Origin of the sequence: Collinsella sp. AF33-16, assembly GCF_003475325.1 — a bacterium.
Taxonomy (GTDB): Bacteria; Actinomycetota; Coriobacteriia; order Coriobacteriales; family Coriobacteriaceae; genus Collinsella.
Window position 1 is genome coordinate 87,752 of the sequence record NZ_QRQC01000004.1, and the last position, 14,717, is coordinate 102,468.

Annotated in this window: 15 protein-coding genes; 9 read left to right on the plus strand and 6 right to left on the minus strand. The window is 57.0% G+C overall.

The annotated features are described in order from the left end of the window. Positions 1-24 precede the first annotated feature (24 nt). From thiM to DWZ52_RS02665, 3 genes are read left to right on the plus strand one after another with little or no spacing between them, the layout of a single operon-like run. Positions 25-864, plus strand: coding sequence for a hydroxyethylthiazole kinase (gene thiM, locus DWZ52_RS02655; protein WP_118226477.1), 840 nt, complete (start codon positions 25-27; stop codon positions 862-864). 3 nt (positions 865-867) lie between these two features. Continuing rightward, complete coding sequence (locus DWZ52_RS02660; RefSeq protein WP_233540710.1) at positions 868-1,209, plus strand: thiamine-binding protein; 342 nt, start codon at positions 868-870, stop codon at positions 1,207-1,209. Then, positions 1,206-1,901 carry a thiamine phosphate synthase gene (locus DWZ52_RS02665; RefSeq protein ID WP_118384857.1) on the plus strand — a complete coding sequence of 232 codons (696 nt, stop codon included), beginning with the start codon at positions 1,206-1,208 and terminating at the stop codon, positions 1,899-1,901. Before DWZ52_RS02660 ends, DWZ52_RS02665 begins: the two co-directional genes overlap by 4 nt. Positions 1,902-2,124: 223 nt before the next feature. On the opposite strand, the gene DWZ52_RS02670 is transcribed toward DWZ52_RS02665, so the two are convergent. Next, positions 2,125-2,994 carry a patatin family protein gene (locus DWZ52_RS02670; RefSeq protein ID WP_199579089.1) on the minus strand — a complete coding sequence of 290 codons (870 nt, stop codon included), beginning with the start codon at positions 2,992-2,994 and terminating at the stop codon, positions 2,125-2,127. 319 nt (positions 2,995-3,313) lie between these two features. Here DWZ52_RS02670 and DWZ52_RS02675 point away from each other — a divergent pair, with 319 nt between their 5' ends. Both DWZ52_RS02675 and DWZ52_RS02680 read left to right on the plus strand, forming a co-directional pair. Then, on the plus strand, positions 3,314-6,031 hold the full coding sequence (locus tag DWZ52_RS02675; RefSeq protein ID WP_118384858.1) for an EAL domain-containing protein: 2,718 nt from the start codon (positions 3,314-3,316) through the stop codon (positions 6,029-6,031). Positions 6,032-6,157: 126 nt separating this feature from the next. Beyond that, positions 6,158-7,690, plus strand: a complete 1,533-nt coding sequence (locus DWZ52_RS02680) for a diguanylate cyclase domain-containing protein (RefSeq protein WP_118384859.1) — start codon at positions 6,158-6,160, stop codon at positions 7,688-7,690. A 285-nt stretch (positions 7,691-7,975) separates the two neighbouring features. On the opposite strand, the gene DWZ52_RS02685 is transcribed toward DWZ52_RS02680, so the two are convergent. Continuing rightward, entirely contained in the window at positions 7,976-8,296 is a 321-nt protein-coding gene (locus DWZ52_RS02685) for a DUF3784 domain-containing protein (protein WP_117635527.1), read from the minus strand. Positions 8,297-8,700: 404 nt separating this feature from the next. Here DWZ52_RS02685 and DWZ52_RS02690 point away from each other — a divergent pair, with 404 nt between their 5' ends. From DWZ52_RS02690 to DWZ52_RS02705, 4 genes are all read left to right on the plus strand, one after another. Beyond that, positions 8,701-9,324: a flavodoxin family protein gene (locus DWZ52_RS02690; protein ID WP_117640601.1), complete on the plus strand. Its 624-nt coding sequence runs from the start codon at positions 8,701-8,703 to the stop codon at positions 9,322-9,324. Positions 9,325-9,341: 17 nt separating this feature from the next. Further along, positions 9,342-9,605 carry an arsenate reductase family protein gene (locus DWZ52_RS02695; protein WP_118384860.1) on the plus strand — a complete coding sequence of 88 codons (264 nt, stop codon included), beginning with the start codon at positions 9,342-9,344 and terminating at the stop codon, positions 9,603-9,605. An 86-nt stretch (positions 9,606-9,691) separates the two neighbouring features. Continuing rightward, the gene (locus DWZ52_RS02700) at positions 9,692-10,822 is read left to right on the plus strand and encodes a GTP-binding protein (RefSeq protein ID WP_117640599.1); all 1,131 of its coding nucleotides are present in this window, start codon (positions 9,692-9,694) and stop codon (positions 10,820-10,822) included. Between the two features lie 98 nt (positions 10,823-10,920). Further along, complete coding sequence (locus tag DWZ52_RS02705) at positions 10,921-11,520, plus strand: tRNA (cytidine(34)-2'-O)-methyltransferase (protein ID WP_118384861.1); 600 nt, start codon at positions 10,921-10,923, stop codon at positions 11,518-11,520. A gap of 183 nt (positions 11,521-11,703) precedes the next feature. Here DWZ52_RS02705 and DWZ52_RS02710 read toward each other — a convergent pair whose 3' ends face one another. From DWZ52_RS02710 to DWZ52_RS09920, 4 genes are all read right to left on the minus strand, one after another. Further along, positions 11,704-12,765 (minus strand): hypothetical protein, encoded by a 1,062-nt coding sequence (locus tag DWZ52_RS02710; protein WP_117582856.1) that lies wholly within the window; start codon positions 12,763-12,765, stop codon positions 11,704-11,706. A gap of 9 nt (positions 12,766-12,774) precedes the next feature. Then, positions 12,775-12,906: a hypothetical protein gene (locus tag DWZ52_RS10235; protein WP_255413187.1), complete on the minus strand. Its 132-nt coding sequence runs from the start codon at positions 12,904-12,906 to the stop codon at positions 12,775-12,777. Between the two features lie 11 nt (positions 12,907-12,917). Next, complete coding sequence (locus DWZ52_RS02715; protein WP_117582855.1) at positions 12,918-13,562, minus strand: DUF4230 domain-containing protein; 645 nt, start codon at positions 13,560-13,562, stop codon at positions 12,918-12,920. Between the two features lie 144 nt (positions 13,563-13,706). After that, a partial coding sequence (locus DWZ52_RS09920) for an FxLYD domain-containing protein (protein WP_158572400.1) occupies positions 13,707-14,717 on the minus strand: 1,011 nt, incomplete at its 5' end.

A 14,717-nucleotide genomic window follows, 5' to 3' on the forward strand; every position in this document is an offset into this window, starting at 1 on the left:
TTCTATGCCAAGGAGGCATGTGCAGTGATCGATTCGGAACAGCTTAAGCAAAATGTGGTCAAGGCCGTGGAGAAGATTCGCGCCACCAATCCCATGGCGGGCTCCATCACCAACACGGTGACGATTGACTTTGTCGCCAACGCGCAGCTCGCCGTGGGCGGATCGGCCGCCATGGTCTATCTGCCCGACGAGGGCGAGGCGCTCGTTGCCGGCGGCGGCGCCATCTATCTCAATATGGGCACACTCTTCCCCATCTACGAGCAGACGATTCCCCGCGCGGCCAAGGCGGCACACGACGCCGGCAAGCCCTGGGTGCTCGATCCGGTGGGCCTGGGCATCGGCAGCCTGCGCACCCAACTGGTAAACGAACTCAAGCAGTACAAACCCGCCATCGTGCGCGGCAATGCCTCCGAGATTATCGCGCTCGCCGGCCTGTGGGGCCTTGAGGGCGAAGCGGCCGATCTGAGTCGCGTGCGCGGTGTCGATACCACCGACACGGTAGACGCCGCCCGCGGCGCCGCCGTGGCGCTCGCCCGCTACACCGGCGGCGCCGTTGTGGTCTCGGGCGAAGTCGACCTGATTACCGACGGCACGACCGTGGCCAAGTCCCACGGCGGCAGCCCACTCATGTCCAAAATCACCGGCTGCGGTTGCTCGCAGGGCGGTGTGCTGGCTGTGTACGCCTGCGCTGCCGATCCGTTTACGGCAGCCATCTGTGGCACCGCCGTCTACAACGTTGCCGGCACGCGTGCCGCCGCTGTCGCCGATGCCCCGGCAAGCTTTAAGGTCGCCTTTATCGACGAGCTCTATCGCGCAACCGCCCAGGACATCGCCGATAACCAACTCGAGCTCGAGGAGGCATAAGGCATGTCCGAGCCCGCAACCAATGCCGGTATGAACACGCTCGTCGCCGTAGCCATCGCCCCGTGCGGCACCGGCGACGAGCTGTCCGCCGAGGTCGCCGAGGTCGTACGCGTCATTCGCGAGAGCGGCCTTCCCAACCGCACCACCTCGATGTTCACCGAGATCGAGGGTGACTGGGACGAAGTCATGCAGGTCGTGCGCGACGCAACCTTTGTGTTGGCGAGCAAGGGCATCCGCACCGAAGTCGTGCTCAAGGCCGATATTCGACCCGGATTTACCGACACCATGACTGGCAAGCTCGAGCGCATGGAAGCGCAGATCAAAAAGCAGGAGGAAGCACAGTGAGCATCCGCGACAACCTTGATATCTCGGCCTATCTGGTACTCGGCCCCGAAAACACCCTCGGACGCCCCGTGGGCGATGTGGTGGCCCAGGCGCTCGACGCCGGCTTTACCTGCATTCAGGTGCGTTCCAAGGTGGCAAGCGCCCGCGAGATCATCGCACTGACGGGCGATACCGCGCAGGCCATCGCTCAGGCCGGCAAAACCGGGCAGGTCGCGCTGCTGATCGACGACCGCCTTGACTGCGTACTTGCCGCACGCGAGCAGGGTATTGCCGTCGACGGCGTGCATGTTGGCCAGAGCGATATTCCCGTCGAGGTCTGCCGCAAGCTGCTGGGCCCCGATGCCATCGTGGGTCTTTCGGCCCGCTGCGAGGAGATGCTCGAGTACGTCAAGACCGCCGACATGAGTTTGGTCGACTACCTTGGCATCGGCCCGCTCCACGAGACCGAAACCAAGCGCGACTGCGGACGTGCGGCCGACGGCTCCATCATCACCAAGAGCTTTGAGGACCTGGCCGCCCTCCATGCGGCAAGCCCCGTCCCCATTGTGGTGGGCGGCGGCGTCAAGACGGCCGATCTGCCGCAACTCAAGTCCACCGGCGTCGACGGCTTCTTTGTGGTGAGCGCCGTCTGCAGCGCCGACGACCCCTACGCCGCTGCCAAGGAACTCGTCGACACCTGGCAGCAGGCATAGGCCTATGCCGAGCAGCTGCTCCGCAGCCTCATACCTTCGACAGCGGAAAGCGCATCCCAGTTTGGACGTCCATTCTGGGATGCGCTTTCCATATAGAGGGCCAGCGGAAAACGCATCCCATTCCAAGCGCAAATTTTGGGATGCGGTTTCCGCGACCGCCCCCTCGCGGAAACCGCATCCCAGTCTGAGCGCATATTCCGGGATGCGCTTTCCGTAGCAGCCCTTACCCCGCCAGATACGCTTCCAGCGCGGGCAACGTCGCCTCCGCATCGCGACGGCCGATCTGATAGATGCGTTCGAGTTCCTCGGGCTCGCGGCACAGCGACGGCACCTTCACCGATTCGCTCGGCCGCACCACAAAGATCTCGCCAGCGGCCTCGCGACGCGCCAGGTCGTCGAGCGTGGCGTTATATACCTCGTGCCGGTGCTCAAGCGCCGCAACAAACTCCGGATAGTGACGATACACGCGACGCAGCATAGGCATCACGCTATTGGGCTGCTTTACAAAGCCCGCCGGCTGCGTGAGCACCACGATATTGCGGTCATACCCCTGCGCAAACAGCCATGCACTGGGAATGGAATCGGCCACGCCACCATCCAGATACTTATGCCCGTCAATAGCAACGGGACGCGTCGCCACGGGAATCGCCGACGATGCCCGGATCCACTCGATATCCCGCTCGTCGCCATAGGGCAGGTCGTGGTAGACGGCCTTGCCCGTCTCGATATCGGTACACACGCACGTAAACCGCATGGGGCAGGCGCGATACGCCTCCAGGTCGATGGGATCGCGCTCGATGGGCACCTCGTGATAGGCAAAATCGGCATTGAACATATCGCCGGTTCGCAGCCAGCTGGTCACGCTCGCATAGCGTTTGTCGGTGCAATAGACCTTGTTATAGCGAATGGCGCGGCCGATCTGGCGCGATTTAAAGTTGTAGCCAAATGCCGCGCCCGCCGAGACGCCCACCATATGGTCGCAGGTCAAACCGTGCTCCATCCAAACGTCGAGCACGCCCGCCGTATACATACCGCGGTAGCCGCCTCCCTCGAGCGCCAGCCCCACCGTGCTCGTCATATTTGACTGTGCCATGCGACCATCTCCGTTCCTGCGTTTTAAAACGGAACAAGTATACCCATCAACAAATATCGTCTCAGTCGCATTTTCATCGAACATCGTCGCGTTACCGTTTGGCGAATAATGGCCGCCCGCAACATGGGCACCCCTACATAATTCCATACACTTGTTTATACTACTCAGTAGTTATCAGCCGAGAGCACGAACCGACAAATAAACCCAACGACGCAGCAAGGCGGGGGCTTGGAAACACGCAAGGCGTTGAGCAGCAACGCATGTGCACAACGAGCTCGCCCGACGCAATCCGCCCCGACCTCAGAAAGCCGCTTACAGTATGGATAACGCCAGCAATAATACCGAAACGCTCGAAAAGACCATCCGTGACCTTCTGGAGCGTCAGGACGATCTGATCAGGACCGCCTTTACCGACGAGCTCACCGGACTTGGCAACCGCGGCGGCTTTACCCGTTCCTTAGAGGAACTCTGGGAGCAGGAACTGCCCGTGACCATGGCGTTTATCGACATCGATAACCTTAAGCACTGCAACGACATCTTTGGACATGACGAGGGCAACCGCTATATCTTGCAGGTGAGCCTCTATCTCAAACTGTATATGAAGGTGGACGAGGCGGCATTTCGTCTGGGGGGCGACGAGTTCGCCATCCTATCTACGATTGCGACCGAGGACGACCTTGCCGAACGTCTGGAACACTGCCGAACGGTACTGCTCGAAAACAACGCTTCCAAGATGCCTCACTCGTTTAGCTACGGAGTGGCACACGCCGACCCCGCCCTGGGCGAAGCCCCCAATCGCTTGACGAACGATGCCGACCATCGCATGTACGACTACAAGCTACGTCATGCCGTGCACCTTGATCGACGCAATATCGCACAAGCCCACACCGACGACTTCGAAATAAGCGATCGCATTTTCGACGCCCTTTCGATGCTCAACGAAGGCCGATATTTCTTTATCGAGAACTTGGACAAACATCGAACCCTTTGGTCACAAGGCGCCTTGCGCGATCTTGGTCTTCCTTCGGAGCATATAGACAACTGCCACGATTACTGGAAAACGCGTGTCCATCCCGATGACCTTGAGGCCTATACCAACGACATCGACCAAATCTATGACGGCTCCAAACATCGCCACGTCATGCAGTACCGCGTGCGCAATGCCGCCGGCGACTACATCCTCGGCCGTGCTCGCGGGTTTCGTATCGACGGCGACGGAAATGTCCCCTCGCTCTATGTCGGCGAGCTCGTCAACCACTCGCTTGCCGAGACCGTCGACGCCGCCACGGGCCTCGGAATGCAGCGCACGCTGATCAACGCTATCGATGCCTGCCGTCGCGACCATTGCAAGACGGGGCTTATAGCAGTGCGCGTTCGCGGCACGGCAAAGCTCAACGAGCTCTACGGGGCCGAGGCCGTCGACAACATGCTCGCCGAATACGCAGGCCGCATGCTGTCGATTACTCGCGGCAGGAGTCGCGTCTTCCGCTCACGCAACGCCCAGTTCGTCGTGCTTAGCAACAATTTGGATCACGAAGCATTCGAGCAACTGATCCAACATCTCAAAGAGGCCGTTTTCGCTCCCGTTCGAATCGCGGACGACACCATTACCCCCGTCTGTCTTGTCGTTCCGGCCTTTTACGAGCACCTGACCAATCAAACGGCCGCCGTTTTAGGCGAACTCGACCGTCGCATTCGCACGGCCGGCGGGCTTGTTCCCAACGACAGCCTCCCCATACCCGAGGTGGAGCGCAAAAGCGCCATCGCCGAACGCATCGATTCGCTCACGGGTCTCTATCGACCCAGCGAGTTTATGCGCCGCGCCAACGAATTTCTCGAGACAAGGCGCAACGGCGCCTGGTGTATCGCCACCGTCGATATGGGACACATGCGACTGTTCAACGAATGGCACGGACAGGCCGAGGGCGACCGCATGCTCGCCGATGTGGGCACGGTCCTCAAGGACATCGAGAATGCCGCCATGGGCGTCGCAGGGTACTGGGGCCAAGACGACTTTTGCATACTCATCCCCTTTGAACACGACACCGTCCATCAGATCTATAGCCGCGTTCGCCAGGCCGTGGCCAAGTATGATGACGGCGTGGGATTCTGGCCGTCCATGGGCGTCTACCCCATCGACTCCAACGAGAAAATCACCATCGATGCGCAGGCCAAGGCCATGTTTACCAATCGGCGCGCAAAAAACGACTTTAAGGAGCGCATTGCCATTTTCCGCCCCGAGGAGTACGAGCGCGAAATCGCGTTCCACCGCACGCTGACCGAATTCCAGTACGCGCTCTCCAACGGCCGTATTACCTACTACCTGCAGCCCCAGGTCGACATGGAAACCGGCGAGATCATTGGCGCCGAAGCGCTCACGCGCTGGATCGACAAGGATGGCTCCCTCATTTCGCCCGCCACCTTTATCCCCGCTCTCGAAGAAAGCGGTTTTGTGGTGACGCTCGACAAATACGTTTGGCAGGGCGTTGCCTTGTGGCTGCGCGAGCGCATCAATCGGGGGCTTCGCGTGGTTCCGATCTCGCTTAATGTGTCGCGCGTGGATATCCTCGCCTGCAACGTTGCCGAGCATATGGGAGCGCTCGCCGCCCAATACAACCTGCCGCCCGAGCTCATGCGCATCGAGATCACCGAGACAGCTTATACGGGAGAGTCCGAGGCCGTGGATAAACTAACGGCCGACCTGCACACCCGCGGCTTCTCGACCTATATGGACGATTTTGGCACCGGCCAGTCCACGCTCGCGATGCTCAAGAACGTCAACGTCGACGTCATCAAGCTCGATCGCACGTTTGTGCCCGATAACGGCGATGAGGGCCGCAGCGTGCAAATCATCTCATCAATGCTCGAGATGGCGCAGTCACTCCATCTGCCCGTTGTGATCGAAGGCGTCGAGACGGACAAGCAGGCAAACATGCTGCGCCACATGGGCGCCCGCTACGCTCAGGGATTCCTCTACTACCGCCCCATGCAGGCGGAGGATTTTGAGGCATTGCTCGATGGTGGCAACGACAACTAATACGCTCGCACGCAAAACGCCACCGTCGAGGGGAGCGTTTGTTCCCATGAGCTAACTAATACTCCAATCTAAACCGAATTGGGAGTAAGATACAAACCATTGTTCCATCCAAGGAGGCAATCCATCATGAACGAGTCGTATCGCCTGGGCGAGCAATCAATCATCGCTCATCTTCAGCGACTTGCGAACGGGGCCTCAACCACCGAGCTCGATGTTGCCGCGCTGCCCCCGGAGCTGCGTGCCATCGGTGAGCAACTGCAGAAAACGCTCGCCATCCTGCAACAAGAACGTGAGTTGCTTGAGCACGGCGCCTATATCGACTCGCTCACCAATCTTGGCAACCGTGGCGGACTCGACCGCCATGTCGATCAGCTCTGGCGCAAAGGCACCCCCTTCACCTGTGCCTATATTGACATCGATCGCCTCAAGCATTGCAACGATAAGTTTGGCCACGCCGAGGGCAATCGCTACATTCTGAGCATCTGCCGCGCACTCACCGAGACAATGGAGCACGATGAGTTGCTGTTCCGTATCGGTGGAGACGAATTTGTACTTATATCCCCCACGACAAACGAAGCCGAGCTCGAGCAGCGCCTGGAGTGGACGCGTGCCAATCTTATCGAGGCAACATCGGACGGCAAGGCGCCCATGATCGCCAGCTTTAGCTTTGGCTGCTCGCGCGTCGACCCGCTTGCAGGCGATACGCGTCGCCAGATGACAAAGGACGCCGACCGCAAAATGTATCGCTACAAGCTCATGTACCGTGTGCAACAACCGGAAGAAGGCGATGCGCTGCAACGCCCGATCACCGAACAACCCCCCCCCTGCAACGACCGAGTGTTTCAAGCGATCTCCATGAGCTCCGAGACACGCTATCCGTTCATCATTAACCTCGACACCGGCGAATCGCAATGGTCGGTTAATGCCGTGCGCGATTTTGACCTACCCTCCCAGCATCCCTACAACTCGCTCGATATATGGCTTGCCCGTGTTCACCCCGAGGACCGCGACAACGTACGTGCCGAGCTCGATATGGTGGTAAACGGCACGTGGCACTTCCACTGCATGCAGTATCGCGTCATGAATACCGCCGGAAAATACGCGCTTTGCGACTGCACAGGTTACCGCCTGGACGGCACCGATACCGAGCCCAACATGTATGTGGGCATTGTCACCAACCGAAGCTTGGCAGATACGACCGATTCCGTGACCGGCCTGGGCGATATCCACGCCCTGGTCAACGCCATTGGCGAGATGCGTCGCGTGGCACGAAACGCGGGCTTGATCGCCATTAAAATCGACGAAATCGCACAGGTCAATGCCCGCTTTGGCTTTGATGCAGGCGACCGCGTTTTGGCAGAAAGCGCCGCCTGCCTCATGGATTGCTCGCGCGGCAAGGGTCGTCTGTTCCGCTCGACCGGACCGATGTTCGTGGCGCTCTTTGACGAGCTTGATCCCGAAGAGACCGACGCGGTTGCAGACGAAATCGAACGGTTCTTGGGATCGCCCGTGCTCTTGGGCTCATTTGAATATCAGCCGCCCCTTCGCGTGGCCACGCTTCATCTGGACACCGTCGACCGACAGCCCGTTTCCATTTTGAACGAACTTAATGCGCTGATTAAAGAGGCGCCACAGGTACCGGGCACCAAGCTGGACTAGCGTTATGGGGCGCATGATGGTTAATTTCCGATCTCGGGCGAACACATTGGGCAAATAGGCCGTACCCGCAGTTAGCCGAACGCCCCCCCGCAGTCCCTAGCGGGCCCGGGGGCACCGTTTCGATACTCTTGGTTTACTTTGCCTGATGCAAATAAGTGCTCAACAAGATAGAACCTATCCCCCGCCACGGATATGCCCTCGAGTAAATCTGTTAAGCCAAGCCTATCAAATTCTATTGACAATTGGCTGCATTGGTCCATTTTGTCGTCCAGCCACTTCCGCTGGCTATCGCCTCATAAACACAAACCTAACGAGCCGCACGAACGACAAAGAGGCCAAGCTGAACAGAAGTAGAACCAAAACTTCAAAAACGCTGGTATTCCAATCGCGTACCCAGCCCTCTACCGCCCACAAGAAAAACAGCAGCCCCATCCATAACGTCACAGAAGAAATCAGCTTTGCGTAGGGGCGTATATCAATCTCGCTCTCCCTTTTTGTGACATCATATCCAGCAATTGAGCAGAGCCATCTTCCTCTTCGGTATTGGATTGAAAGGACAATCAAGGCAATCGAAGTCATCAAGCAAACAGCATCCTCTGTTTCCATAGAGTTTCCTTTGCTTTCCATCCTAGTTACGCATTCACAATCGAATCAAACCAAGTATGAATTACTCGATAGCAACCGCCTTAGTATAAACCATAGCCGCCGCAGCAGCCCGCCTTCTAAGACCTCAGAGTTCGCCATCGAAGGCGACCTGCCCAGACTCCTCACAATCGGCTTGCATGAGGCCCCGAGCTCCAACATACTCTGGACCGTGTCCCTCTCGTACCTGGTGAGCGAGCCCGCCGTTGGCCCTCGGGGCCGGCTTCCCGGCCCCGAGAAACACTCGGATGAAGCTACCGATCGAGACGGGGCGCATGATGGGCGGTCGCTGGAATCGCGCCCCACGCCATCTGCCCGCTCGTGCGATAATCCTCCGCAGAAGTCACCGACAGCAGAGGGAGTTTGTGATGAAGGTTCTTTTGGTCAATGGCAGCCCCAAGGCAAACGGCAACACCGACCGCGCACTCGCCGAGATTGCCGAGCAGCTCAACGCAGAGGGCATTGAGACGCAGGTGTTTCAGCTGGGCGCCAAGCCTATTCGCGATTGCATCGGGTGCGGCCAGTGCGGCAAGCTCGATTGCCGCTGCACCTTTGACGACGATATGGTCAACGAGCTGATTGCCGCTGCCGAGCAGGCAGACGGCTTTGTCTTTGGTTCGCCCGTCTACTACGCGCATCCCAGCGGACGCATCCTCTCTGCCCTCGACCGTGCATTCTATGCTGGCAGCAAGGCCTTTGCGCACAAGCCGGGCGCCGCTGTCGCCGTTGCCCGTCGCGGTGGCACGTCGACCACCTTCGATGTGCTCAACAAATACTTCACCATCAACCAGATGCCCGTGGTGGCATCCACCTACTGGAACAACGTCTTTGGCGCCATGCCGGGCGAGGCCGCCCAGGACGCCGAAGGCCTTGCCACCATGCGAAACATCGGCAAAAACATGGCCTGGCTCCTACGTTGCATCGAGGCGGGAAAGGCCGCCGGCATCGAAGCCCCCCAGGCCGATCGCGCTAGGACCAACTTCATCAGGTAGAACGGCGGAACATAGATATGAATATTCAAATTTTCGGGACTAAGAAGTCCTTCGATACCAAGAAGGCCCAGCGCTATTTTAAGGAGCGACGCATTAAGGTGCAGTTTATCGACCTTAAGGAAAAGGAGATGAGCAAGGGCGAGCTCACGAGCGTGATGCAGGCGGTCGGCGGCATCGACAAGCTGCTCGAGAACCAGCAGGTTCTGGCCGAGCCCATCGTGCGCAACGGCAAGAAGGCCACCGTCGGTTATTGCCCCGATGTGTGGGGAGCCTGGGAGTAGCCTGTGTTATTTGCCGGCGCGTGGGTATAAGAGCAGGCGTTTGGCATAAGATTTAACTGTAAGCCATGTCTAACAAAGGAGGGCACATGCCCAACAGACCCGTGAAGATCATCATGCTTACCGGATACCTCGGTGCCGGCAAGACCACGCTGCTCAACCACATCCTCGCTAACGACGGCGGCATCCGCGCCGCCGTGATCGTCAACGATATCGGCGAGATCAACGTCGACGCCAGCCTTATCGCCGACGGCGGCCTTTCCGAGACCGACGACCTCATCCCGCTCACCAACGGCTGCATCTGCTGCACGCTTTCGGACGATCTGGCCAACCAGCTGCAGGGCATCGCCGATTCGGGCAAGTTCGACTACATCATCATCGAGGCCTCGGGTATTTGCGAGCCCATCCCCATCGCCTACACCATCTCGAGCTTCTGCGACGAGGCCAAGGTGGGCGGCGAGCCCAAGCTCGCGCTCGACAACATCGTGGCCGTGGTCGACTGCGCCCGCATGTACGACGAGTTCAACGGCGGTCGCGACCTGCTAGCCGAGGATATCGACGAGGACGACATCGAGAGCCTGCTCATCCAGCAGATCGAGTTTTGCTCCACGCTGATTCTTAATAAGACTGACACCGTCACCCCCGAGCAGATCGCAGAGCTTAAGGCCATCGTGCGCAGCCTGCAGAAGGACGCCGTGATTGTCGAGGCTCAAAACGGCGAGGTCCCCATGGAGGAGCTGCTCGACACCGGCCGCTTCGACTTTATGCGCGCCTACAACTCCGCCGCCTGGATCGAGGCCATGGAGCATCCCGAGGAGCACGACGACCCCGAGGTGCTCGAGTACGACATCGAGACCTTTGTGTACTCGCGCCGCAAGCCGTTTGACCTGCAGAAGTTCACCGATTTTGTTGAGCAAGAGTGGCCCGACGAGGTCATCCGCGTCAAGGGTCCGCTGTGGCAGACCGGCGATCCGGACATGTGCTACATGTTCGAGCAGGCCGGCCACCAGATGCGCCTGATGGAGAACGGTCTGTTTGTCGATTCGGCGCCCGAGGGCGAGAAGCAGAAGATCATCGACGAGAACCCCGAGATCATGCAGATTTGGGACGACGAGACGGGCGACCGCATGACGAGCCTGTGCATCATCGGCCGTCACATGGACAAGGACGCGCTCATCGCCTCCCTCGATGCCTGTCTGACCGACTGGCACCGCGCCTAGGCTATCGAAGCGAGCATTTTCTGCCACGTAACCGCCAAACCACCACGAAGGTGCCTGTCCCCTTCGTGGTGGTTTTTCGTTCTGAGCCAAGGAGATTCATGTTCAATATCGTGCTGTATGCGCCCGAGATTACGGCCAATACGGGCAATATCGGCCGTACCTGCGTGGTCACCGGTACCCGCCTGCACCTGGTGGAGCCGCTGGGCTTTTCGCTCGACGACAAGACGGTGCGTCGCGCCGGCCTGGGCTACTGGCAAAACTTGGACGTGACGACCTATGCCGGCTGGGAGGATTTCCTTACGTGCAACGGCCTCTCCCCCGCCGATGAACGCCTGCATCTGCTGACCAAAAAGGCGCGCCGCACCTATGCGCAAAGCACCTACCGCGACGGTGACTATCTGGTCTTTGGCAGCGAGAGCTCGGGGATTCCCGAAGAGCTGCTCGCCGCAGAGCCTGCGCGCTGCGAGCGCATCCCCATGCTGCGCGACTGCGACTCGCTCGATAACGCCGAGGCCTGGGAAGCCCACGAGGAGGCGCTCGGGCATAGCGAGAGCGGCCACGAGGCCATCCTTCAGCAGGATATCTGCGGCAACTTTGTAGACCCGGACGACTACCGCATCAGCGCCCTCAACCTCTCCAACAGCGCCGCCATCGTCCTCTACGAGGCCCTCCGCCAGACAGGCTTCCCCGGCATGTGACAAAGGGACTGTCCCTTTGTCACATATTGCACCTACTGATTTAAATGGAATTAACCGGTTTTAAACGCTTTTAACTAGAAAAGATGCCAGTATATTACTAACTTTTACTGAGTTGCACCGTATGGGTTTCTATGCTTCTACCCCGTAAAGGACAGGAACCCCGCAGCAAATGGTCCCCACACATCAGAATTCAACTTCAAATACAAACGATTGCCGGAGTTCTCGCTTAGCTTGGCTTGTCAGGCTCGAATTCGCCCTTATGTTCAGTTTGCTGCATGCCTCGTCGATAGCCATAGCAAGTGATACAGACATGGTCATGGCCGTTTCACTTTTCAATTCGACCCGATAGCTCTTCGCCTTGTTTTTATCCTCTCCACCACATCTCGTCTCAATTAACAAGAGAACATCTGAGTCATGGGCATACCAATGGAGCTCAGGGCGCTGTGGAACCATGTCGCCCTCAAATTCCTGTGTAAACAGAATTTTCTTCTCGCTTCTCGTTGAATCGCTCAAGGAACCGTCGATTCGAACCGAGCCCTTCTTTCCCGCCTTGGCATTTCCCTTAACCTGGCGGCCTCGCCGAGTTTCCTCGTACTCCGTCACCTCCAGCTTGCAGCGCTTCGCGCCAAGCATGAACGCAATCCGTCTCAACTCGGCCATCTTGTCTTGTTGCATGGTTGCAAAATAAGAGTCAAGGTCAACAAAGCGAGACCGATCAAAAGCATCTATGTAATATGTGGAGTAAAGAGATGGTTTAGGATAGAAAGACAATTCGCTATCCCCGATTGCCTCGCGGTACAGATTGAAAATCTGCGTGCCCTTAACAGTATCCAGCCAACCAATAGCATCTCTACAGGCGTCGATGCCCCGGCGCTCATTTCCGTCAACAATTCGAATCATGTTCGGCAAATGGAATGAAGGACTCTGATAGGTCTCCTTGGTTACCGGCCTGTATCTATTAAGCTGCTGCTGGTATGCCCAATCGTTGACCGCGTCACCGATATCCGCAGCAGTACCTGCCGCACCATCGGCCGCATCAGCAATAGCTGCCAAGGCGTCATCGACCAGCGGAGTTGCAGCACGCATTGCACCATCGGCAACTTTCTGTACGGTTGCAACCGCGCCCGCCATCGCGCTTCCGGCGCCATCAACCAACCCGGCAGCGGCCTTACGGATATCAAAACTCTGCTTATGTCGCGGCGGCTCCTCCCTTTCGACAACAGCCAGATCGTCTTTATCCTCCATTGTGACCTCCTATTTCCGATAGTCGAAATCAACCGTATATTCATCGCCAAATGCCGAGTTGAAGGTAGTGTCGAGAAAGGTGGTGTAGTGCCCGATCAGAAGCGAGCCGGCCCCAGCGATCTGTTGCCGTTTATCCAACATGCTATTCACCCCTACTCAAACGCAACGTCAACATTGACGTCATCGCCGCATAAGGCTTTGACCTGTTTTTCGATAAGGGCGCAGGCTCTATCATCAGATTCTTGGAGCATATTGCTTTCCTTGACCTTCTTGGTCTGCTCTTTCTTTGCCTGTTTCAATAACGTGTTTAGATCATCCGTGCTTACTTGATTCCAGTTAAGAAAGCCATTGTCCTCAACATATTTCTTAAGCGTATTGGGGTCTGTCGAGAACGAGGTGATCTCCGAGTGAGGCAGTATAACCTTTACGCTCTTGACCTCTGAATTCTTATCGGCCATATTAGCCCGTACGATTGTAACCTTCATCTTATCGGCATCGATCCCGATGTCAGCTTTGCCGTCAATCGTTGCGACATATCGCTTAGACGTAAAGGGGTTTTCCCACCCAAGCGGATTGCCCGCCTCATCAATTGAAAGCAGCTGGGTGAAGTTGTACTCGTACGTCACGAGCTTAACGACTGGCGTGATCTCCTCGCGAATCGAATCATCGCTGATCGTTGTAGGATTACGCGTCAATGACATCCAGATACCCCAGGCAACCGCTAGAACCGTAACAACGACTAACCCGCCAAAGGCAACCTTTTGCGGTATCGTTGTAAGAAATTTTGTTTTTGCCATCCTGTTTCACCTTTCCTTTATTGCCCCGACGTTCCCATCATCTTCCAGCGCGAGCATGATGGCACGAATCATTCCGTCAACGGCTCAATGCAAAGCGCGACCGTTCAAAGAAAACGGCCGCGCTTTCTTTTCAATTCCCGCGAACTATTCCTTGACGCTGTAACCCGACACCGTCGGCGCAAGCCTCGAGGCGTCAACCTCGCTCATTACCTCAAACTTCACCTTCTCGCCAGGCGCCCAGGCAGATGTATCTGCGTAGCATTCTTCCGCCCTCACACCATCGGCATCGTAAAGGGCAACGTTTAGATAAACGTTTTCGAACGATATGTCAGAGGTATTTTCGACGATTGCGGTGTACGTATAGAGACCGTAGCCATCATCACTTTTCTCAAAATTCGCCGATGAGAGCAAACCGTTGATAACCTCATCGTTATGCGTCTTCTCCTCTACGGTCCTACCGTTCTTAATTAGCTCGTCAAACTCATCTTGATACTCGTCATCGACTGTTAAGTCATATCGATCGACCAGTTTCTTAAGCTGTGCGGATCGTGCGTCGTAGGCCTTTTCCCATTCCTCGTAGTACTTAGGATCAGATTCCGCATACTTCTTGGTAACATCAAGCTGATTGTCAAGCAGGTTGAGATAGGCGATGACATCTTCCTGCATCTTAGCGTCTTTAAAAGGCGCCTTTTTGAGTTCTTTGTCGTTATCGATCTCGGTTTTAATTATCTCTTTTCGCACTTTATTCGAGCTTAGATCAGCATCTTCTCCAAGCGATTCGATATAATCCGACCGCTTTTGATAACCTTGAGCAATCACAGCCATTGCACGGTCATCGGCATAATCAGGTTCATCATTTTTCTTCTCAGACTGCGAACAGCCGCTCAGCAGAAGCGCCCCACAAAACACCATCGCAAATAGCGCGGTCACCAGAGCCATTCCATAACGCCTTTTCATTTCGTCCTCCTTTAAATACAAAACAAAACACGATATATAGCCCTCGTCAAAAAGCAGACGAATTGGCAACGCGGTGGCACTATTTGGTTCAAGGGCGTGAACTGGATAAACATCGAGGGAAGGAGTGGGCTCTGTGTAATTAACTCCCCTCGTCAAAATTGAGTATTTGCCCGCATGAGCACCGCTGAATATTGCGAA